Origin of the sequence: Streptomyces bluensis, assembly GCF_014650715.1 — a bacterium.
In the GTDB taxonomy this organism is placed as follows: domain Bacteria; phylum Actinomycetota; class Actinomycetes; order Streptomycetales; family Streptomycetaceae; genus Streptomyces; species Streptomyces bluensis.
Genome location: NZ_BMVM01000002.1, coordinates 575309 through 595605, shown reverse-complemented (window position 1 = coordinate 595605; position 20297 = coordinate 575309). Strand labels below are relative to the sequence as shown.

The 20297-nt window shown below is 72.4% G+C and carries 20 protein-coding genes and 1 riboswitch; of the genes, 5 read left to right on the top strand and 15 right to left on the bottom strand.

What is annotated here, in order from left to right:
* Positions 1 to 126: 126 nt before the first annotated feature.
* The 6 genes from IE262_RS07835 to IE262_RS07810 form a co-directional block, all read right to left on the bottom strand.
* Entirely contained in the window at positions 127 to 1002 is an 876-nt protein-coding gene (locus tag IE262_RS07835) for an ECF transporter S component (protein WP_134031792.1), read from the bottom strand.
* The gene (locus IE262_RS07830; protein ID WP_189872309.1) at positions 999 to 2789 is read right to left on the bottom strand and encodes an ABC transporter ATP-binding protein; all 1791 of its coding nucleotides are present in this window, start codon (positions 2787 to 2789) and stop codon (positions 999 to 1001) included. The genes IE262_RS07835 and IE262_RS07830 overlap by 4 nt, the downstream gene beginning before the upstream one ends.
* Positions 2786 to 3904, bottom strand: a complete 1119-nt coding sequence (locus tag IE262_RS07825; RefSeq protein WP_189872306.1) for a CbiQ family ECF transporter T component — start codon at positions 3902 to 3904, stop codon at positions 2786 to 2788. Before IE262_RS07825 ends, IE262_RS07830 begins: the two co-directional genes overlap by 4 nt.
* Positions 3905 to 3909: 5 nt before the next feature.
* On the bottom strand, positions 3910 to 4635 hold the full coding sequence (locus IE262_RS07820) for an SCO2322 family protein (protein ID WP_229877146.1): 726 nt from the start codon (positions 4633 to 4635) through the stop codon (positions 3910 to 3912).
* Complete coding sequence (locus IE262_RS07815) at positions 4632 to 5882, bottom strand: SCO2321 family membrane protein (protein ID WP_189872303.1); 1251 nt, start codon at positions 5880 to 5882, stop codon at positions 4632 to 4634. The genes IE262_RS07820 and IE262_RS07815 overlap by 4 nt, the downstream gene beginning before the upstream one ends.
* Positions 5883 to 6009: 127 nt before the next feature.
* A riboswitch (cobalamin riboswitch) is annotated at positions 6010 to 6090 on the bottom strand.
* A 156-nt stretch (positions 6091 to 6246) separates the two neighbouring features.
* Complete coding sequence (locus IE262_RS07810; RefSeq protein ID WP_189872300.1) at positions 6247 to 7281, bottom strand: Strvi_7410 family MBL fold metallo-hydrolase; 1035 nt, start codon at positions 7279 to 7281, stop codon at positions 6247 to 6249.
* 259 nt (positions 7282 to 7540) lie between these two features.
* Between IE262_RS07810 and IE262_RS07805 the strand changes: the two genes are divergently transcribed.
* A complete protein-coding gene (locus IE262_RS07805; protein WP_189872297.1) occupies positions 7541 to 8998 on the top strand; it encodes an aldehyde dehydrogenase in 1458 nt (485 codons plus the stop codon).
* Positions 8999 to 9000: 2 nt separating this feature from the next.
* Entirely contained in the window at positions 9001 to 9234 is a 234-nt protein-coding gene (locus IE262_RS07800; RefSeq protein WP_189872294.1) for a ferredoxin, read from the top strand.
* A gap of 23 nt (positions 9235 to 9257) precedes the next feature.
* Here the strand turns inward: IE262_RS07800 and IE262_RS07795 are convergent, their stop codons facing one another.
* Genes IE262_RS07795 through IE262_RS07785 form a run of 3 tightly spaced genes read right to left on the bottom strand, consistent with a single transcriptional unit; the run spans position 9258 to position 10373 of the window.
* Complete coding sequence (locus IE262_RS07795; RefSeq protein ID WP_134031810.1) at positions 9258 to 9527, bottom strand: PIN domain-containing protein; 270 nt, start codon at positions 9525 to 9527, stop codon at positions 9258 to 9260.
* Positions 9524 to 9685: a hypothetical protein gene (locus IE262_RS07790; RefSeq protein WP_166681562.1), complete on the bottom strand. Its 162-nt coding sequence runs from the start codon at positions 9683 to 9685 to the stop codon at positions 9524 to 9526. Before IE262_RS07790 ends, IE262_RS07795 begins: the two co-directional genes overlap by 4 nt.
* 40 nt (positions 9686 to 9725) lie before the next feature.
* Entirely contained in the window at positions 9726 to 10373 is a 648-nt protein-coding gene (locus IE262_RS07785; protein ID WP_134031813.1) for a TetR family transcriptional regulator, read from the bottom strand.
* A gap of 264 nt (positions 10374 to 10637) precedes the next feature.
* Between IE262_RS07785 and IE262_RS07780 the strand changes: the two genes are divergently transcribed.
* The 3 genes from IE262_RS07780 to IE262_RS07770 are packed head-to-tail and all read left to right on the top strand — an operon-like array spanning position 10638 to position 13974.
* On the top strand, positions 10638 to 12149 hold the full coding sequence (locus IE262_RS07780; RefSeq protein ID WP_189872291.1) for a glycosyltransferase family 4 protein: 1512 nt from the start codon (positions 10638 to 10640) through the stop codon (positions 12147 to 12149).
* Entirely contained in the window at positions 12143 to 12910 is a 768-nt protein-coding gene (locus IE262_RS07775) for a class I SAM-dependent methyltransferase (RefSeq protein ID WP_134031816.1), read from the top strand. The genes IE262_RS07780 and IE262_RS07775 overlap by 7 nt, the downstream gene beginning before the upstream one ends.
* Positions 12907 to 13974, top strand: a complete 1068-nt coding sequence (locus IE262_RS07770; protein ID WP_134031819.1) for a prenyltransferase/squalene oxidase repeat-containing protein — start codon at positions 12907 to 12909, stop codon at positions 13972 to 13974. Before IE262_RS07775 ends, IE262_RS07770 begins: the two co-directional genes overlap by 4 nt.
* 34 nt (positions 13975 to 14008) lie before the next feature.
* Here IE262_RS07770 and IE262_RS07765 read toward each other — a convergent pair whose 3' ends face one another.
* From IE262_RS07765 to IE262_RS07740, 6 genes are all read right to left on the bottom strand, one after another.
* Complete coding sequence (locus tag IE262_RS07765) at positions 14009 to 14296, bottom strand: hypothetical protein (RefSeq protein WP_134031822.1); 288 nt, start codon at positions 14294 to 14296, stop codon at positions 14009 to 14011.
* A gap of 96 nt (positions 14297 to 14392) precedes the next feature.
* Positions 14393 to 15403, bottom strand: coding sequence for an LLM class F420-dependent oxidoreductase (locus tag IE262_RS07760; protein ID WP_189872288.1), 1011 nt, complete (start codon positions 15401 to 15403; stop codon positions 14393 to 14395).
* Between the two features lie 109 nt (positions 15404 to 15512).
* The gene (locus tag IE262_RS07755; protein ID WP_134031828.1) at positions 15513 to 16331 is read right to left on the bottom strand and encodes a hypothetical protein; all 819 of its coding nucleotides are present in this window, start codon (positions 16329 to 16331) and stop codon (positions 15513 to 15515) included.
* 171 nt (positions 16332 to 16502) lie between these two features.
* A complete protein-coding gene (locus IE262_RS07750) occupies positions 16503 to 17465 on the bottom strand; it encodes an N-acetylmuramoyl-L-alanine amidase (RefSeq protein ID WP_189872285.1) in 963 nt (320 codons plus the stop codon).
* A gap of 135 nt (positions 17466 to 17600) precedes the next feature.
* Positions 17601 to 18251, bottom strand: a complete 651-nt coding sequence (locus tag IE262_RS07745) for a class I SAM-dependent methyltransferase (protein ID WP_189872282.1) — start codon at positions 18249 to 18251, stop codon at positions 17601 to 17603.
* A gap of 97 nt (positions 18252 to 18348) precedes the next feature.
* Positions 18349 to 20088, bottom strand: a complete 1740-nt coding sequence (locus tag IE262_RS07740) for an MFS transporter (RefSeq protein WP_189872279.1) — start codon at positions 20086 to 20088, stop codon at positions 18349 to 18351.
* Positions 20089 to 20297: the final 209 nt, after the last annotated feature.

The following is a 20297-nucleotide window of genomic DNA, read 5'->3' as shown; positions in this document are numbered from 1 at the left end:
GCTCAGCGAAGGGTGACAGGGAACTTGACTCTCTATGCGCAGGTCACACTGGGTGCGGGCGCCCATGTGCCACCCTTGGCGATCTACGACCCTGCTTCGTTTGTGATCTGTGTGCTGTGGGGCGGTTCACGCATTGGGCCCGCAGCCAGTCGGCTCGAATGTGACCGGAGCCTCGAATGCGGCCCGGCGTGTGGCACGGCGCAGGGCCTTGAGGACGGGCGCGCCGAGGGAGAGGGTCAGGGCGACGGTGACGGCGGCCCTGCCCAGGTCCCAGCCGAGCGATGTGGCCAGACAGTACGCGAGGAAGCGGGTCAGGTTCGTGCCGAGCGCGGCGTCCGGGGCGAAGGCGACCGTGGACGCGAGCTGGTGCAGGAAGGGCCAGCCGGCGAGGTTCATGACGGTGCCGTAGGCGAAGGCGGCGAGGAACCCGTACACGGCGAGGAGGGCGAGTTCGGACCGGCCCCGGAGGCGGTCCGGGCCCGGCAGCAGGCCCGCCCCCATCGTGAACCAGCCCATGGCGAGCATCTGGAAGGGCATCCAGGGGCCCATCCCGCCGGTGAGCAGCGCTGACGCGAACATCGTGACCGATCCGAGGACGAAGCCGAAGCCCGGACCGAGGACACGGCCGCTCAGCACCATCAGGAAGAACATCGGCTCGATCCCGGCGGTTCCGGCCCCGAGCGGCCGCAGCGCCGCCCCCGCCGCGGCCAGTACCCCGAGCATGGCGACCGCCTTCGGCCCGAGCCCCGACTCCGCGATCGTGGCGGCGACGACGGCCACCAGCAGGACCAGCAGGCCCGCGAAGAGCCAGGGGGCGTCCTGGGCGTGGGCGTTCACCTGCGCGTCGGGCGGCGCGAGGAAGGGCCAGCCGAAGCCGGCGACCCCCACGGCGCTGACGAGGAGGAGAGCGGCCACGGAGCGGGGGCCCAGACGGACGGGGCGGGCCCGAGCAGCTTCCCGGAGGTTTCTCGCAGTGGTGGTGGCCCGAGTGGTCGCCGTCATGCCAGTGCCTTACGTACCTGAGTGACCGTGAGCCACTTCTGCGGGGCCAGGATCTTGGCGACCTGGGGGGCGAAGGACGGGGAGGTGACCACCACGTCCGCCGCGGGGCCGTCGGCGATCACCTCGCCGTCCGCGAGCAGGACCACCCGGTGGGCGAGTTCGGCGGCCAGTTCCACATCGTGTGTGGCCAGCACGATGGAGTGCCCCTCGGCCGCCAGCGAGCGCAGGACCCCGACCAGGCGGGCCTTCGCCGCGTAGTCCAGGCCGCGGGTCGGCTCGTCGAGCAGCAGCAGGGGCGGGCGGGCCGTCAGGATCACCGCCAGGGCGAGGGAGAGGCGCTGGCCCTCCGACAGGTCCCGCGGGTGTGTGTCGTCGCCGATGCCGGGGAGTAGACCGGTGACCAGCGTCCGGCATGCGCCCGGAGCGGCGCCCGCGTCCCGGTCGGCCGCCGCGCACTCGGCGGCCACCGTGTCGGCGTACAGCAGGTCCCGCGGCTCCTGCGGTACGAGGCCGACGCGGCGGACGAGGTCGCGCGGGGGCGTGCGGTGGGGAACCGCCCCGCCCACACGCACCGTTCCGGCGGACGGCTCCACCAGGCCCGCCAGTGCGCCGAGCAGCGTGGACTTTCCCGCCCCGTTGCGGCCCATCAGGGCGATCGTCTCGCCGGGGGCGACGGTGAGGCCGACGCGGCGGAGCGCCTCGACGCGGCCGCGTCGGACGGTGAGTGCGTGGGCCACCGCCGGGTGGGCGGGAACCGGGCCGTCCATGGCGGGGGGTGAGGGCTTGCGGAGGAAACGGAGGCGGCGGGACGGCTTCCGGGAAGCCGTGGGCAGCGGCGGCTCCGGCACGGTCCCGCCGGTCCTCACGCCCTCGGCGCCGGGCGCCATCGGGACACCCTCAGCGCCGGGCGTCGTCGGGACCTCCACAGCGCCGGGCGTCGTCGGGACCTCCACAGCGCCCGGCGCCGTCGCACGACCGAGCCGCTCCCGCAGGATCCCCGCCCGCCGCCGCGCGTCCCGTACCGTGAGCGGCAGCGGCGTCCAGCCCGCCAGCCGCCCGAGGTCCACCACCGGCGGGTACACCGGAGACACCGCCATCACCTCCGACGGCGTGCCGAGGACCAGGGGCGCGCCCGGAGAGGGCAGCAGGGCCACCTGGTCCGCGTACTGGATGACGCGCTCCAGACGGTGTTCGGCCATCAGCACGGTCGTCCCCAGGTCGTGGACGAGCCGTTGGAGCACGGCCAGCACCTCCTCCGCGGCGGCGGGGTCCAGCGCGGACGTCGGCTCGTCGAGGACCAGGACCCGGGGGTGCGGGGTGAGGACGGAGCCGATGGCGACGCGCTGCCGCTGACCGCCGGACAGGGTGGCGATGGGGCGGTCCCGGAGGGCGGCCAGGCCGAGCAGGTCCAGGGTCTCCTCCACCCGCCTGCGCATCACGTCCGGTGCGAGGCCCAGCGACTCCATGCCGTAGGCGAGCTCGTCCTCGACCGTGTCCGTCACGAAGTGGGCGAGGGGGTCCTGGCCCACCGTGCCCACCACGTCGGCGAGTTCACGTGGCTTGTGGGTGCGGGTGTCGCGGCCCGCGACGGTCACCCGGCCCCGCAGCGTACCGCCCGTGAAGTGCGGCACGAGACCGCTCACCGCGCCCAGCACGGTCGACTTGCCGACCCCCGAGGGGCCGGCCAGGAGGACGAGTTCACCCTCGGGGACCTCGAAGTCGACGCCCCGGACGGTGGGTCCGGCCGCTCCCTCGTACGTCACGGAGACATCCTCGAAGCGGATCATGCGGGTTCCTCGGAAGTCGGGGGTGCCGTCAGGGCGCCCTTCAGCGGGGCCGGCACCGTGAACGCGGGCAGCAGACCCAGCAGGATCGCCGCCATGGGCCACAGAGGGAGCGTCGGCGCCGCCAGCGGCACGACACCGGGATGCAGCGCGGACGGTTCGTACGCGGCGGCGACGACCAGCAGGGCCGCCACCGCGACCCCGGACGCGGACACCAGCCAGGCGCGCGGCCCCCACGCATCCGGCCGGTAGCGCGTGCGCGGCGAGCGGCGGCCGCCCAGCCACAGCCCGGCGAGCGCGACGGTGAGCCCCGCGAACAGGACGGGCAGACCGTAGCCGCCGCCCTCGGCGGTGAGGACGCCGTACGTTCCCGCGCAGACGCCGAGCAGGCCGCCGAGGGTGAGCGCGGCCGTGGTGCGGCGCACGGCGGGCGCCACCTCGGCACTGCGGCCGTACCCCCGCGCGTCCATCGCCGCCGCGAGGGCCACCGAACGTTCCAACGCGCCCTCCAGCACCGGCAGCACCACCTGGGCCAGCCCGCGCAGTCCCCGGTCCGGGCGCCCGCGCAGCCGCCGTGCCGCCCGCAGCCGCCCCACGTCCGCGACGAGATGCGGTGCGAACGTCATCGCCACGACCACCGCCACGCCCACCTCGTACAGCGCGGCCGGCAGCGACTTCAGCAGCCGCGCCGGGTTCGCGAGGGCGTTCGCCGCACCCACGCAGACGAGCAGCGCGGCCAGCTTCAGACCGTCGTACAGCGCGAAGACCAGGCCCTCCGCGGTGACCCGGCCGCCGACGCGGACACCCTGCGCCCAGTGGGGGAGCGGGAGTTCGGGGAGCGTGACGATCGTGTGGCTGCCGGGGACGGGCGAGCCGAGGACGACGGCGAAGGCGAGCCGGAGCAGGAGGACGGCCAGGGCGAGCCGGACGAAGGCGGCGTACGAACGGGACCAGGGGGCGTCCGTGCGGTGGGTGGCCACCACGTAACCGGCCACCGCGACGAGAAGCGTGAGCAGGAGGGGGTTGGTGGTGCGGGAGGCGGCGGTGCCGAGGCCCAGAGCCCAGACCCACCAGGCGCCGGGGTGCAGCGTCCGGGTCCCCGTCGTCCTCGTCCGCATGGTCCTCAGCCCCTGCGGCGGCGCGCCTGCCACACCGCCGCCGCGCCCAGCAACGCCACGACACCGGCACCTGCGAACAGGCCGAGGGACGGGCCTCCGGAGGAGCCGTCCTCACTGCCGGACGCGGACGCGGGCGCGGACGTTTGCGGATCCTCGTCCGAGGTGCCCGCCCCGGTGTCCTGGACCGGCTCGCCGCAGCCCTTCTCCGGGTAGTCCGCGATGGCGCACAGCAGGGCGTTCGTGTCGTAGCGGAGCGGGCCCGCCACGGCAGCCAGGGCGTCGGCGGTCGTGGCGTCCTCCGGCACGCGGGCGCAGGCCGTCCGCGGTGCGGGGGGCGTCTCACCGGACGGGGCGTCCGCCGCCGTACCGAAGTCGATGACGAGGGCCACGCGCTTGTGGCCCTCGCGCGGGGGCGTCCGCGCACAGAGGGACGCGAAGTCCGCCGCACCACGCGGCCCGGCCGCGTCGTCGGCATCCTGACTGACCGTGAAACGGAAGCCCTGGACGTCGCCGTCGGAGGGCCGGGCGGTCGACGGGCCCTGCGTGGCGTACGTCCAGGCCGAACCACCGTCCCGCCCGCCGTCCCGCTCCCAGAACGACCAGTAGCGGTAGCCGGCGGCCCGCGCCGGGTCGGCACCCCCGACAACGAGGACGAGGGCGGAGACGAGCAGGAACAGGAACCGGAACGGGAATGGGAACAGGCTCGCGAGGGACGTACGACGACGGATCACAGCTGCTGCTTCTTCGTGCGGCCGCTGAGCAGGAACCCGACACCGATACCGGCGACCAGGCATGTCCCGACGACCCACCACACGCCGAACACGGGGCCGTCGTCCTGCCCCTTCTCGTCCGCGTCGGTCGTGGTGGAGCGGACCGTCTCCTCGGGGGCGGGGCCGGTCGCGTTCAGCTTCTCGACGAGGTCGGTGCCGCCGAAGTCGCGCGGGTCGGTGCCGGTGGCGTGGGCGGCGAGGATGAGCTGGGAGTACGCGGCCGGGCCCGCCCCGGCCGCCCAGGGGCCGGAGTTCTTCTCCAGCCAGGCCAGCGGCCGCGCGGTGCTGTCCTTCTGGCCGGCGGCGGCGAGTGCCACGACCGCGTCGGCCGTGTTGCCGTGGTCGGGCTGGTCCTCGGCGCCCGCGAGGGAGGACTTCAGATAGCCGTCCTTGGCGAGGGCCTTGGCCAGGTGGAGGGCCCCGTTGCGGGCCGCGTCCTCGGGTGAGAAGTCGTCACCGCCGACGCACTCGGCGGCCGTACCGGCGTCGCCCGCACCGGGCTTCGGCACGAACCCCTGGCCGAGAGCGCCCAGCACCGCGGCCGCCGTGGCGTCGGCGTTCGCGGTCAGCTTCCCCTTCTTGTCGGGCTGGAAGGCGAAGGCGCCGGCGCCGTCCTCGGCGCAGGGCACGGACAGGGCGCGCAGTGCCTCGTACGGGGAGTACCCGCCCTTCTTCTGGTCCCCGGGCTCGTCGCCGGCGGCCACGAAGGCACCGATGACGACGGACGTGGAGTTCGCGTCGCTCGCGCCACCCGGCTGGTAGCCCCACCCCCCGTCCTCGTTCTGCACACCCTTCAGCCAGCGCACGGCCTGGCCGATCTCGCCGTCATGCCCGCCGAGAGCGGCGAGGGCCTGCACGGCCGCCGCGGTGCTGTTGGTGTCGACCGGCGTCCTGTCGTCGCACTTCGCGGAGGCGTCGGCACGGTACGGCGCGAACGCCCCGCTGTCGCACTGCTGCCCCACCAGCCAGTCCACCGCCTCGGCGGCGGGCTTCACGCCCACGGTGTCCTGGGCGAGCAGGGCGAGGGACTGGCGCCAGACACCGTCGTACGTCGGATCGGCGGAGCCGTACAGCCCTCGGGGGGCCGCCCGGGACGGGGAGGCGGAGGGCGAGGAGTCGTCGGCGAGGGCGGTGACCGGCACGGCCCCGGTACCGAGTACGGCCACGGCTGTGGCGGCGAGTATCGCGGCGCTGCGACGGATGTTCATGACGGGCGGTGCCTCCCCCGATAGGGGAGCCGGACAGCACGGCACAGCCGGGCGGCTCGGCTCCGTATGCCTCGACGGCGCCGTCACCGGCGGGTTGCCGGTGATGCGAGCCGGTCACGTCCGTACGGGGCATTCCGACTTGCCACCCCTTTCGGGCTCGGAGCGGCTCACGGTTGCGGGTCAGCGCCGGATTTGCACCGGCTTCCCCCCGTACGGGTGTGATGACGACCGGCACACTCTACCTGCCCGCGGTGACATGCCCATGGGGTGGCTTGTCGGTGCGGGTGCGGGTGCGGGTGCGGGTGCGGGTGCGGGTGCGGGTGCGAGTGCGAGTGCGGGTGGCGGCCCCGCGGGCCCGCGGGGTTCACACGGACACGTACGTCACCGGGTCCGTGCCCGGCACCGCCTCCGCGCGGCCCAGTTTGACCAGGCGGCGCAGATGGGCCTCGACTTCCGAGACAGCGATGTTCCTGGAGCCGTGGGGGATGTCGGCCCAGGGCCGGTTCCACTCCGTGCGCTCGGCGAGCTGCCACAGGGTCAGCGGGTCCGAGAGGAGGGTCAGGAGCCCGGCGAGGCGCTGCTCGTGGTGGGTGAGCAACTCACCCACACGGGACAGGGCGTGGGTGAAGGCGTACTGGTGGGCCGGGAGGATCTCGGCAGCCGCGAGCCGGCCGACGCGTTCGAGGGAGTCGAGGTAGTCGCCGAGGGGATCGGTGACCGTGGCGTCGTCCGGGTCCTCGTACAGGCCGATGTGCGGGGAGATCTCCGGGAGCAGATGGTCACCGGAGAACAGGCGGCCGTGGCCGGGGAGTTGGGCGGGATGGGACTCCTCCAGGTGGAGGCAGACGTGGCCGGGGGTGTGGCCCGGGGTCCAGATCGCGCGGAGGCGGCGGCCGGGGAGGTCGAGGAGTTCGCCGGGGACGATCTCGCGGTCGGGGAGCGCGGGGGAGAGGCCCGGCAGCGTGCGGGGCTCGGAGGTGCGCAGCGGCGCCACGTGCTCCTCGGGGGCGCCCGCGGCCGTGAGCTTGGCCGTCATGTAGGTGAACCACCGGCCCGGCCTGGTCTCACGGGTCCGGCGGACGATCGCGAGGTCGGCCGCGTGCATCGCCACCCAGGCACCGGAGGCCTCGCGCACCCGGCCCGACAGGCCGTGGTGGTCGGGGTGGTGGTGGGTGACGAGGACGCCGTACAGCTCGCCGACGGACGTACCGCAGGCGGTCAGGCCCTCGGTGAGCGTGTCCCAGGAGGCCGGGTCGTCCCAGCCGGCGTCGATCAGTACGGGACCGCGGTCGGTGTCGACCACGTACACGAGCGTGTGGCCGAGGGGGTTGTCCGGGATGGGCACCTGGATGCTCCACACGCCCCCACCGTGATCGGTCACCCGCGTACTCGCCGCCATGAGGTCCCCCATCGCCGTGTCCGGGCACAACTATAACTAGAACAAGTTTCGATGAGACCCCGAGTCGACCCCTCGTGCGCCTGTCCCGTACCCGCCGCGTACCCGCTGCGTACCCGTCCCGTACCCGTCCCGGCCGTGGACTCCTCCCACTGGAACTGGTATCAGTTCCCATGTCTGATGGTTCGTCAGAGGAATACCAGAGGAATCCCAGCGACATACCAGCGGAATACCAGAGGGACACCCGGGGAGGCAGTCGACCATGGCCGAGCTCGTGGAACACGGACAGCTGTTCATCGGCGGGGAGTTGACGGACCCCCTCGGCGAGGACGTCATCGAGGTGGTCTCGCCGCACACCGGGGCGGTCATCGGCCGTGTGCCGCACGCCTCCAGGGCGGACGTGGACCGGGCGGTGGCGGCCGCGCGCAGGGCGTTCGACGAGGGGCCCTGGCCGCGTGCGACGCTGGACGAGCGCATCGAGGTCGTCACCCGGATCAAGGACGCGATAGCGGTCCGCCACGAGGAGATCGCCCGTGTGATCTCCGCCCAGAACGGCACCCCCTACACCTCGTCGATCATGGTGCAGGCGCTCGCCTCGATGATGGTGTGGGACGCGGCGATCACGACCGCGCGCGGCTTCACCTACGAGGAGAAGCGGGACGGTGTGCTCGGCAAACTGCTGGTGCGGCGGGAGCCCGTCGGGGTGGTCGCGGCCGTCGTGCCGTGGAACGTGCCGCAGTTCACCGCCGCCGCCAAGCTCGCGCCCGCGCTGCTCGCGGGCTGCACCGCGGTGCTGAAGGTGTCGCCGGAAACACCGCTCGACGCCTACCTGCTGGGGGAGATCGCCGCCGAGGCGGGGCTGCCCGAGGGCGTGCTGTCGATCCTGCCCGCCGACCGTGAGGTCAGCGAGTACCTGGTGGGGCACGAGGGCGTGGACAAGGTGTCCTTCACGGGCTCGGTCGCCGCGGGCAAGCGGGTCATGGAGGTCTGTGCGCGCAACCTGACCCGCGTCACTCTCGAACTGGGCGGCAAGTCCGCGGCGGTGATCCTGCCGGACGCCGACGCGCAGACCGCCGTCGCGGGCATCGCCCCCTTCGCCTGGATGATCAACGGCCAGGCGTGTGTGGCCCAGACCCGCATCCTCGTCCCGCGCACCCGCTACGACGAGTTCGCCGGGGCCTTCGCCGCCGCCGCGAGTGCCTTGAAGGTCGGTGACCCGCTCGACCCGGCCACGGAGCTCGGCCCCCTGGTCGCCCGCCGCCAGCAGCAACGCTCCCTCGACTACATCCGCATCGGCCAGGAGGAGGGCGCCAAGCTCCTCACCGGCGGCGGGCGTCCGGCCGGCTTCGAGCAGGGCTGGTACGTCGAGCCGACCCTCTTCGGTGACGTCGACAACGCCATGCGCATCGCCCGCGAGGAGATCTTCGGCCCGGTCATCTGCCTCATCCCGTACGGCGACGAGAGCGAGGCGGTGAAGATCGCCAACGACTCCGAGTACGGGCTGAGCGGCAGCGTGTGGACCGCGGACACCGAGCGTGGCATCGAGGTCGCCCGGCAGGTCCGTACGGGCACGTACTCCGTCAACACCTTCAGCCTCGACATGCTCGGCCCGTTCGGCGGCTACAAGAACTCGGGCCTGGGGCGCGAGTTCGGGCCCGAGGGGTACGGCGAGTACTTCGAGCACAAGATGATCCACCTGCCCGCGGGCTGGGAGGCGTGAGGATGGGCGACCGCTGGCACGTCGAGGTCGACCGCTCCCTGTGCATCGGCTCGGCCCAGTGCGTGCACCACGCCCCGGACGGCTTCCACCTCGATGCGGGCCGCCAGTCCCACCCCGCCGCCCCCGACACCGACGCCAACGAGAAGATCCTGGAGGCCGCGGAGAGCTGCCCGGTGGAGGCCATCGCGATCACGCTGCTGGCGAGTGGGGAGGCGGTGTTCCCGCCGGAGGAGTAGGCGCCGGGCGCGGGCAGCCCGGCTCAGTCGGCGTCGTCGGGCAGGATGCGGAAGTACGTGTACGTGCTGCCGATCGGTCGTATGGCGCGGAAGTCCCTCAGGTCGCGGGTGAGGACGGCGTTGGCCACGGCCCGCCCGGCGCGGGCCGTGGCCACGTGGCGCACCTCGGTGAGGCTGAGTGGGGTCGCGACGAGGAGACTGCACCGGCCCACGGACTTCCGTGCTGCCGGGTGGTCGGAGTCGGAGCGGTTGAACAGCGTCAGCAGTCCGGACGTTTCGGCGACGGCGATCACCCGGATCGCTCTTCGTTGCGCCGCTCGCGAGCTTCGTAGCCCGCCCGCACGGCGGCGCGCACGTCGTCCCGGGTGACGGGGCCGCCCAGGTCGACCGTCTCCTCGTCGGTGACGAACGGTTCGTCCCAGATGCGGGTGCACGTGCGCTTCAGTCCCATACCGGCAAGGTACAGGTCGTGCAGCAGTCGGCTCTCCGGGTCAGTCCCGTGGTGCCGGAGGACTCGTCAGGTCGATCAGCCGGCACACCGTCTCGATGTCGATCTTCACCTGGGCGATCGACGCACGGCCCGAGAGCCAGGTGATGAGGGCCGAGTGCCAGGTGTGTTCGATGACGCGGACCGCGGAGAGCTGGTCGGGAGTGGGATTCTCCAGGCCCATGGCGTCGAGGATGATCGCCGTGGTCTGGCGGGAGACCTGGTCGACCTCCGGGCTGACGCTGCGGTCCGCGAACGTCAGGGCGCGCACCATGGCGTCGGCGAGGTGCGGCTCGCGCTGCAGGGCGCGGAAGGCGCGCATCAGGGTCTGCGCCACCCGCTCCGCCGCCGTCTCGCCCTGCGGCGGCTTCTTCCGCAGCGTGCCGTGCATGTGCTCCAACTGGCTCTGCATCGTGGCGACCAGCAGATGGACCTTGGACGGGAAGTAGCGGTACAGCGTGCCGAGCGCCACCTGGGAGGACTCCGCGACCTCACGCATCTGGACCGCGTCGAAACCGCCCCGGCTCGCCAACTGCGCGCTCGCGTGCAGGATGCGGCGCCGGCGTGCCTCCTGCCGCTCGGTGAGGGCAGGGGTGTCGGACTGCGCCGCTGAGCGCGAGGTACTGGCTTCCACCTTGGCTTCCGCAGGCATGGGTCCCGTTCCGTGACAGTTCGGCGAGAGGAACGACGCATCAGCATGGCAGGGCATCCGGGTGCCGCGCGAATCGGTGGATTACGTGACGCACACCATGGATGCATGCCACCCCGTCGTGGCGTGAATCACCTGACCCACCGCCCACGGCGGGGCTACCTGCCGGTAGATTCGAAGCCTCCTGAACGATCAACTCTGTAACTTGTTCTAGATTACCGTCCCGACGTACCCTCGCGGGAAAGTGCGGGGAGAAGGGGGCCCGGAGTGACCGCTGAGGCCAGGGAGGCGGGTCCCCAGGAGGGCCCTGCCGCCGACGGCATGCGACCGCTCGACATCGCGCTCCTCACCTATAAAGGGAACCCGTTCTGCGGGGGTCAGGGCGTCTACGTACGGCATCTCTCGCGCGAGCTGGCCCGGCTCGGCCACCGCGTCGAGGTCATCGGCGCCCAGCCGTACCCCGTGCTCGACGTACTGGGCGGACTCGACGAGAACCGCACCGACGGCCCCGGCCGGCTCTCCCTCACCGAGCTGCCCAGCCTCGACCTGTACCGCCAGCCCGACCCCTTCCGCACCCCGAAGCGGGACGAGTACCGCGACTGGATCGACGCCCTGGAGGTCGCCACGATGTGGACCGGCGGCTTCCCCGAGCCGCTGACCTTCAGCCTGCGCGCCCGCCGCCATCTGCGCGCCCGGCGCGGCGAGTTCGACGTCGTGCACGACAACCAGACGCTCGGATACGGGCTGCTGGGCGATGTCGGCGCCCCACTCGTCACCACCGTCCACCACCCCATCACCGTGGACCGGCAACTGGAGCTGGACGCGGCCGAGGGCTGGCGGCGGAAGACGTCGGTACGGCGCTGGTACGGGTTCACCCGCATGCAGAAGCGGGTCGCGCGCCGTCTGCCGTCCGTGCTCACCGTCTCGGGCACGTCCCGTCAGGAGATCGTCGACCACCTGGGGGTCGCCGAGTCCCGTGTCCACGTCGTGCACATAGGCGCCGACACGGACCTCTTCTCACCCGACCCGTCCGTACCGCAGACACCCGGCCGGATCGTCACCACCTCCAGCGCGGACGTCCCCCTCAAGGGCCTGGTCCACCTCATCGAGGCGCTCGCCAAGGTGCGGACCGAGCACGCCCGCGCGCATCTCGTCGTCGTCGGCAAACGCGCCGAGGACGGGCCCGTCGCGCAGGCCATCGAGCGGTACGGCCTCGAAGGCGCCGTCGAGTTCGTCAAGGGCATCTCCGACGCGGAACTGGTCGACCTGGTGCGGTCGGCCGAGGTGGCGTGCGTGCCGTCGCTGTACGAGGGGTTCTCGCTGCCCGCCGCCGAGGCGATGGCCACGGGGACGCCGCTGGTCGCCACCACCGGCGGGGCGATCCCGGAGGTCGCCGGCCCCGACGGGGAGACCTGCCTCGCGGTGCCCCCCGGTGACGCGGGCGCGCTGGCCGCCGCGCTGAGCCGGCTCCTGGGCGACCCGGAACTGCGCGTCCGGCTCGGCGCGGCCGGCCGGGAGCGGGTGCTGTCCCGCTTCACCTGGGCCAGGGCGGCGGAGGGCACGGTGGCCCACTACCGCGAGGCGATCGCACGGGCGGCCGCGGGCCGGGACGTACCCGCCGCAACAAGCGCAACAAGCAACGCAACAAGCGCAACGGGCGTAACGGGCCTGACCAGCGCGGGCGCACCGGCCGCAGCAGCCCCAGCAGGCGACGTAGGCGAAGCAGTCGAAGTAGCCGAAGTAGTCGAACCCGATCCCGAAAGCAGGGCCACGTGCTGACCGTCGACTTCTCCCGGTTCCCGCTCGCCCCGGGGGACCGTGTCCTGGACCTCGGCTGCGGAGCGGGACGGCACGCCTTCGAGTGCTACCGGCGGGGCGCCCGGGTGGTGGCGCTCGACCGGAACGGCGAGGAGATCCGCGAGGTCGCGAAGTGGTTCGCGGCCATGAGGGAGGCGGGGGAGGCCCCGGCCGGGGCGACAGCCACCGCTATGGAGGGCGACGCGCTCGCCCTGCCCTTCCCGGACGCCTCCTTCGACGTCGTCATCATCTCCGAGGTCATGGAGCACATACCCGACGACAAGGGCGTACTCGCCGAGATGGTGCGCGTACTGAAGCCCGGCGGACGCATAGCGGTCACCGTCCCGCGCCACGGCCCCGAGAAGGTCTGCTGGGCGCTCTCCGACGCGTACCACGAGGTCGAGGGCGGCCACATCCGCATCTACAAGGCGGACGAACTGCTGGCGAAGATGCGCGAGGCCGGCCTGCGCCCGTACGGCACCCACCACGCCCACGCCCTGCACTCGCCGTACTGGTGGCTGAAGTGCGCGTTCGGCGTCGACAACGACAAGGCGCTGCCGGTGCGGGCGTACCACAAGCTGCTCGTCTGGGACATCATGAAGAAGCCGCTGGCCACCCGGGTCGCCGAACAGGCGCTGAACCCGCTGATCGGCAAGAGCTTCGTGGCGTACGCGACCAAGCCCCACCTGCCCCGCCTGCCCCAGCCCCGCCTCTCCGAGAAGACCGAGGCGGCCGCCGAGTGACCACCCCCCGGACAGAACACCTCGTCCTGCCCGGGGTCCTCACCGCGCAGGAGGCCGCCGAGACCGTCCGGGGCATCCTCGCCGGGCAACGGGAGGACGGTGCCATCCCGTGGTTCCGCGGGCACCACCTCGACCCGTGGGACCACACCGAGGCCGCCATGGCCCTCGACGCGGCGGGCGAACACGAGGCCGCCGAGCGGGCGTACGACTGGCTGCGCCGGCACCAGAACGAGGACGGCTCCTGGTACGCGGCGTACGCCGACGGCGACCCGGACGACGTCACGGACCGCGGCCGGGAGACCAACTTCGTCGCGTACGTGGCCGTGGGCGTCTGGCACCACTACCTGTCCACGGGCGACGACATGTTCCTGGACCGCATGTGGCCGACCGTGTACGCGGCGGTGGAGTTCGTGCTGGGCCTCCAGCAGGCCGGCGGCCAGATCGGCTGGCGGCAGGACGACGACGGCACGCGGACCACCGACGCGCTCCTCACGGGCTCGTCCTCCGTCCACCACGCGCTGCGCTGCGCCCTGGCCATCGCCGAGCAGCGGGAAGAGCCGCAGCCGGACTGGGAGCTGGCGGCGGGCACGCTGCGGCACGCGATACGGCGCCACCCCGAGCGGTTCCTGAACAAGGACCGCTACTCGATGGACTGGTACTACCCGGTGCTGGGCGGCGCACTCAGCGGCCCGGAGGCCAAGTCCCGCATGGAGGAGGGCTGGGACCGCTTCGTGGTCCCCGGCCTCGGGGTGCGCTGTGTGGTCCCCAACCCGTGGGTGACGGGCGGCGAGTCCGCCGAACTCGCCCTGGCCCTGTGGGCGATGGGCGAGTCCGACCGCGCACTGGAGATCCTCCAGTCGATCCAGCACCTGCGCGATGAGAGGACCGGCCTGTACTGGACGGGCTACGTCTTCGAGGACCGCAGGATCTGGCCCGAGGAACTCACCACCTGGACGGCCGGCTCCCTGCTCCTGGCGGTGGCCGCCCTGGGCGGCGACGAACCGACGTGTGCGGTGTTCGGCGGCGAGCGCCTGCCGCGCGGGCTCGACACGGAGTGCTGTTAGGCGCGACCGTGCGGGCGGGCGAGAACAGTGGCTCTCAGTGCCGGTAGATCCGGTTGGCGATGGTGTGCCCCACGATGAGGTACACCACTGCGGCGAGCCCGTAGCCCGCGACCACACGTGCCCAGGCCTCGTCGAAGGTGAACAGGTCATGGGACCAGCCCGCCAGCCAGCGGGCCGTGTCGTGGATGAACTGCACGAAGTCGTTCGCGCGGTTCGCGTCCAGCAGGTACATCAGGATCCACAAGCCGAGGATGAAGGCCATGACGTCCGCGATGACCGCGATGATCCTCCCGGCCCGGGTGGCGCGATAATGAGGGGACATGGTCTGCGAGTAGCCCTCGAAGCGAGGACGAAACCAGAACAGTCCTGCTGCGCCACAGGAGTTGGGAGTCCGGAATTGGGAGTCCGGAGTCGGGAGTCAGGAGTTGAGCTCCGCCAGCACTCGCAGCGTATGGCGGTCAGGGGACAGGAGCAGCAGGTCCGTCACCGGGCCCTTGCGCCATGACTCCAGGCGTTCGGCGATCCGTTCCCTCGGGCCGACCAGGGAGATCTCGTCCGCGAAGGCGTCCGGGACGGCGAGAACGGCCTCCTCGCGGCGGCCCTCCAGGAACAGTTGCTGGATGTGCCGGGCCTCCTCCTCGTACCCCATGCGCGCCATGAGGTCGGCGTGGAAGTTCCGCTTGGCGTGGCCCATGCCGCCGATGTAGAAGCCGAGCATCGTCTTCACCGGCAGCAGCCCCTCCGCCACGTCGTCGCAGACCTGGGCACGGGCCATGGGCGCGACGACAAAGCCCTCGGGCGCGCCGGCGAGCGGGGCCTCGTACACCTCCGTACGCGTCGGCGACCAGTACAGCGGCAGCCAGCCGTCCGCGATGCGCGCGGTCTGCGCGATGTTCTTCGGGCCCTCCGCGCCCAGCAGGACCGGGAGGTCGCGGCGGAGGGGGTGCGTGATCGGCTTCAGGGGCTTGCCGAGGCCGGTGCCGTCCTCGCCGCGGTACGGGTGGGAGTGGAAGCGCCCGTCCAGTGCGACGGGGGCCTCGCGCCGCAGCACCTGGCGTACGACGTCGACGTACTCCCTGGTCGCGGTGAGCGGCGACGACGGGAACGGGCGCCCGTACCAGCCCTCGACGACCTGCGGGCCGGAGAGCCCGAGGCCCAGCAGCATCCGGCCGCCGGAGAGGTGGTCCAGGGTGAGGGCGTGCATCGCGGTGGTCGTGGGCGAGCGGGCCGCCATCTGGGCAACCGCCGTGCCCAGCTTGATCCTTGAGGTGCGGGCCGCGATCCAGGTCAGCGGGGTGAAGGCGTCCGAGCCCCAGGACTCCGCCGTCCACACGGAGTCGTAGCCGAGCCGCTCGGCCTCCTGCGCGAGCGGCACATGGTCCGGCGAGGGGCCGCGGCCCCAGTAGCCGAGGGCGAGACCGAGCCGCATGCGCCTACCTCCTGACGGTCCGTCAGATTCCCTGGCCGCGAGGATGACTGTACGACAACGGCCCCTCGCCCGGAAGGGGCGAAGGGCCGTACGGGTGCGGGCCGACGCGTCAGCCGCGCTGGATGCCGCTCGTGTCCTGGAGGACACCCCGGCGGCCGTCCTGCGTCTGCGCGACCAGCGCCGGACCGCGCTGCTCGACCGCCAGGTACCAGGTGCCCGGCGCCAGCTCCGCGATCGTCGACTGCGTGCCGTCCTCCGCGAACAGCGGGCGGGGCACCGGCACCGCGAACCAGAACGGCGAGAAGTCGCTCGGCGCCGGCTGCGGGGCCTGCGTCTGCTGCGGCTGGGCCCCGTACGGCTGGCCCGGCTGGCCGCCGTAGGGCTGACCCGGACCCGGCTGCTGGGCGCCCGGGTAGCCGTAGCCGGCGGGCGGCTGCGCGCCGTACGGCTGCGGGGCCTGCGGGCGCGGGGCGGGGATGAGGGCGGCCTTCAGAGCCGGGACGAGGGGGGTGGCGACCGCCCCGGCGGCCATGACCAGGGTGGCGATGAGGGCGAGGATCACGCCGGTGCCGGGGCTGATGCCGAGGTCCGCGCTGCTGCCGTTGTCGGTGCCGCCCATCACGTCGAAGATGTTGCCCAGCGCGCTCCACGCGGCGAAGATCGTGAACGCGACGCCGAACTGACCGAGGTCGAGGCCGGCGACCTTGGGCACCTGCGGCACGTTCCGCGTGACGACGACGAGCGCGGCGCCGATGATCCCCGCCAGGACGACGCTGAGCACGACCGGCCCGCTGCCCCAGAGGCTCGGGAGGTCGGCACTGTCGGGAGCCTCGTCGACGGAGTAGAGATCGAGGAACGACGCGATGAACAGCAACACCGCTGCTCCGATCACCACGCCGTCGCCTCTAGTGAGGGAGCGGATATTCACTTCAGCTGGTCCTTCGTCAGTCGGCACGTCATCGGTGGAGGCGTCGCTGACACCAGGTCGCCGTGCGGCCGTGGTGTGAAGCGCAGAGGTGGCCCCTCATCGTAGGGACGACACTATCGTCCGATCAGTCACAGTGTCCGTCGGGATCAGCCCGCTGAACACGGCTCCCCGTTACTTGCGCACGAAACTCACGATTCCCTCAGAGATGCCCTGCGCCGCCTTCTGTCGCCAGGCGCCGCTGGTGAGGAGTGCCGCGTCCTTGCTGTCGCGCATGTTGCCGCACTCGATGAACACCTTGGGAACGGTCGACAGATTGAGACCGCCCAGGTCCTTGCGCGTGACGAGACCGGTGCCGTCGCCGATGTAGTTGGAGGGTGCGCTGCCCGTGTTGCGGACGAACCTGCCCGCGACCCGCTCGCCCAGGTCGCGGGAGGGGGCGACGATCGGCCGGGTGTCGGCGGCGCCCTCGTGCACCGCGCCCGGGAGGATCACATGGAATCCGCGGTTCCCGGCGCCCGAGCCGTCCGCGTGGACGGACACGACGGCGTCGGCGTGCGCCTCGTTCCCGATCCGGGCCCGCTCGTCCACGCACGGCCCCCACGGCCGGTTCCCGTCCTGCGTGAACTTCACCGTGGCGCCCTGCTCTTCGAGGATCTTCCGTGCACGCCGCGCCACGTCGAGCGTGAAGTCGGCCTCCGTGTAGCCGGAGTTGGTGGAGGTCCCCGTTGTGTCGCATTCCTTGCGGTTTGTTCCGATGTCCACCTTGCGGTTGATCTCGGTGGTGTGCTGGAAGTTACCGGGGTTGTGGCCGGGGTCGATGACGACGACCTTGCCCGAGAGGGGGCCGGAGGCGGCGGGAACGGAGGGCGAGGACGACGAGGACGGGTCGGAGGCCGAGGGGGTGGGGACCTTGTCGTCGTCGCCCGATCCGGTGGAGGCGGTCTTCCCGGTGGAAGACGCCCCCGCCGCCACGCCGCCGGACCCGCCCGCCTCGCCCCCGCTCCCCGTGGCCTGCCACAGCAGCCACCCTGCCAGCGCCCCTGGCACCAACGCGGCGGCCGCGACCACCAACGGGCGGCGCAGCGGGGAACGGCGGGGCTGGGGCGGATCGAAGTCCGGGCCTACGTACGACACGACCGTCACCTTACGGGGCGCTCCCGGGGCCCGCAGGCCGTCGGTGTCGCTCGGGTGACGGCCGTGCGGGTGGTGAGCGCCGTGCGGCTGGTGAGCTCCCTGCGGGTGGTGAGCTCCCTGCGGGTGGTGTCCGCCTCAGATCCCCGTCCCCGTCCGCCGCAGCACCCGCAGTGAGCCGCTCACCGAGATCTCCGTGAACGCGCCGGACTCCAGGGCCCTGAGGTAGACGCGGTACGGGGCCTGGCCGGTGAACTCGTCCACCGGGTCCGGGAACACGTCGTGGATGAGGAGCAGGCCGCTCTCGGCCACATGAGGTGCCCAGCCCTCGTAGTCGGCGCTCGCGTGCTCGTCGGTGTGGCCGCCGTCGATGAAGACCAGGGCGAGAGGGGTGCTCCAGATCTTCGCGATCTGCGGGGAACGGCCGACCAGGGCGACGATGTGCTCCTCCAGTCCCGCCCTGTGGAGCGTGCGGCGGAAGGTGGGCAGGGTGTCCATCAGGCCGAGCTCGGGGTCGACCGTCTCCGGGTCGTGGTACTCCCAGCCGGGCTGCTGCTCCTCGCTGCCCCGGTGGTGGTCGACCGTCAGCGCGGTGACCCCGGCCGCCCGGGCCGCGTCGGCGAGCAGGATCGTGGACCGTCCGCAGTACGTGCCCACCTCCAGGAGGGGGAGTCCGAGCCGGCCCGCCTCGACGGCCGCCGCGTACAGCGCGAGCCCCTCGTCGGTGGGCATGAATCCCTTGGCGGCCTCGAACGCGGCCAGGGTCTCCGGCTGGGGTGCGGTGGTCATGAGGCTCCTTCGGGTCGTACGTCCGGCCTGGCGCCGATGCTGCCGTACCCCCGCGCCGGAGACGGGGCGGGGGTACAGGTTGAGCCGGGGAATCGGGTCAGGCCTTCACGGTCGCGGTCGGCAGGGGCAGGTCCACGTCGACCGGGTCGGCGTCGCCCGTGTGGGTCGCGGACGAGGCGAGCGGGCCGTGGCCGGTGGCGCGGGCCGCCAGCACGTAGGTGCCCTCGGCGGGGACCGCGAGGGCGTACGAGCCGTCCTCGGCGGTGACCGTCGCGCCCGCCCGGCGTCCGCGCGGGTCGATCAGCGTGACCTTGGCGCGGGCGACCGGGGCACCCCCGGCGTCCAGGACCCGGCCGCGAAAGCCGCCCAGCACCTCGGTGGCCCGCCGCAGGGACGCGTCCTCCTCGCTGCTCGCGCGCAGCTGGGGCCTGCTCGTGGGGCGGCTGCCCGGCAGGAACAGGGCGAGGGCCAGGCCCAGGACGACGGCGGCCGTGGCGATCAGGAAGGAGACCCGGAAGCCGTGCATGGTGGGGATCGCGACGCCGTTCACGGTGTTCGCGGTGTCGGCGAGGACCATGCCGATGACGGCGCTCGACACCGACGTACCGATGGAGCGCATGAGAGTGTTCAGGCCGTTGGCCGCGCCCGTCTCGGAGGCCGGGACCGCGCCGATGATCAGCGCGGGGAGCGAGGAGTACGCGAGACCTATGCCGGCGCCCAGGACCACCGCGATGACGAGGCTCTGCCAGGCGGCGCTCATCAGGCCGAGACCGGCGCCGTAGCCGATGGCGATGATCAGCATGCCGAGGATCAGGGTGACCTTGGGGCCGTACTTCGCCGACAGCCGGGCGTAGACGGGCGCCGTGAACATCATCGTCAGGCCCAGCGGGGCCACGATCAGGCCCGCGGCGACCATCGACTGGCCGAGGCCGTAGCCGGTGGACTTCGGCAGTTGGAGCAGCTGGGGGAGGACGAGGGAGACGACGTAGAAGCTGACGCCGACCATGATCGAGGCGAGGTTGGTGAAGAGGACGGCGGGGCGGGCCGTGGTGCGCAGGTCGACGAGGGGCGCCTGCACACGCAGCTCCATCACGCCCCACAGGACGAGGACGACCGCCGACGCGGCGAACAGACCGAGCGTCGTGCCCGAGGCCCAGCCCCAGTCGCTGCCCTTGGTGATCGGCAGGAGGAAGAGGACGAGACCGGTGGACAGGCCGAGTGCACCGAGGTAATCGAAGCTGCCCTCGGCGCGCATCGGGGACTCCGGTACGGCGAGGAGGGTGAGGGCGATCGAGAGGATGCCGAGGCCGGCGGCGCCGTAGAAGAGGGTGTGCCAGTCGGTGTGCTGGGCGACCAGGGCCGCGGCGGGCAGCGCGAGGCCGCCGCCGACGCCGATCGAGGAGCTCATCAGGGCCATCGCCGAGCCGAGCCGCTCACGCGGCAGCATGTCGCGCATCAGGCCGATACCGAGGGGTATCGCGCCCATGGCGAAGCCCTGGAGGGTGCGGCCGACGATCATCGGGAGCAGTGTGCTGGAGAACGCGCTGACCAGCGCGCCGCCCACCATGATGGCGAGGCTGAGGACCAGCAGGCGCCGCTTGCCGTAGAGGTCGCCGAGGCGGCCCATGATCGGCGTCGCCACGGCGCCCGAGAGCAGCGTCGAGGTCAGGACCCAGGTGGCGTTGCTCGGGGCGGTGTCCAGCAGCGCCGGCAGGTCCTTGATGACCGGTACGAGCAGGGTCTGCATCACCGCGACAACGATCCCCGCGAAGGCCAGTACCGGGACGATCACTCCGGTCGGCCTCCGGGAGGGCCGGTCTGCGGTCGTGTGCGTCATTGCGTGGGGCCTCCAGGCCGGGTGGGAAGAGGGGGTGCGTGGATGGAGTACGCGGATGGCTACGTGGATGCTGAACCCCGTGTACCTGGGCAACTATTCCGATGTTTTGGGTACCTAACGAATTCTTGACCTTCGCATGGGTATCTGACGTGGCGTCAGCAGTCTTCACAAGTGCATGCGGCTGAGCTATACAGAGGTCGCCGGACTGG

What these genes read in the sequence shown, in the direction of transcription:
- IE262_RS07800 (WP_189872294.1), top strand. Translation starts at nt 9,001, where the DNA reads ATGGGCGACCGCTGGCACGTCGAGGTCGACCGCTCCCTGTGCATCGGC.
- IE262_RS07815 (WP_189872303.1), bottom strand. Translation starts at nt 5,882, where the DNA reads ATGAACATCCGTCGCAGCGCCGCGATACTCGCCGCCACAGCCGTGGCC.
- IE262_RS07825 (WP_189872306.1), bottom strand. Translation starts at nt 3,904, where the DNA reads ATGCGGACGAGGACGACGGGGACCCGGACGCTGCACCCCGGCGCCTGG.
- IE262_RS07835 (WP_134031792.1), bottom strand. Translation starts at nt 1,002, where the DNA reads ATGACGGCGACCACTCGGGCCACCACCACTGCGAGAAACCTCCGGGAA.
- IE262_RS07805 (WP_189872297.1), top strand. Translation starts at nt 7,541, where the DNA reads ATGGCCGAGCTCGTGGAACACGGACAGCTGTTCATCGGCGGGGAGTTG.
- IE262_RS07740 (WP_189872279.1), bottom strand. Translation starts at nt 20,088, where the DNA reads ATGACGCACACGACCGCAGACCGGCCCTCCCGGAGGCCGACCGGAGTG.
- IE262_RS07830 (WP_189872309.1), bottom strand. Translation starts at nt 2,789, where the DNA reads ATGATCCGCTTCGAGGATGTCTCCGTGACGTACGAGGGAGCGGCCGGA.
- IE262_RS07785 (WP_134031813.1), bottom strand. Translation starts at nt 10,373, where the DNA reads ATGCCTGCGGAAGCCAAGGTGGAAGCCAGTACCTCGCGCTCAGCGGCG.
- IE262_RS07760 (WP_189872288.1), bottom strand. Translation starts at nt 15,403, where the DNA reads ATGCGGCTCGGTCTCGCCCTCGGCTACTGGGGCCGCGGCCCCTCGCCG.
- IE262_RS07790 (WP_166681562.1), bottom strand. Translation starts at nt 9,685, where the DNA reads ATGGGACTGAAGCGCACGTGCACCCGCATCTGGGACGAACCGTTCGTC.
- IE262_RS07765 (WP_134031822.1), bottom strand. Translation starts at nt 14,296, where the DNA reads ATGTCCCCTCATTATCGCGCCACCCGGGCCGGGAGGATCATCGCGGTC.
- IE262_RS07810 (WP_189872300.1), bottom strand. Translation starts at nt 7,281, where the DNA reads ATGGCGGCGAGTACGCGGGTGACCGATCACGGTGGGGGCGTGTGGAGC.
- IE262_RS07745 (WP_189872282.1), bottom strand. Translation starts at nt 18,251, where the DNA reads ATGACCACCGCACCCCAGCCGGAGACCCTGGCCGCGTTCGAGGCCGCC.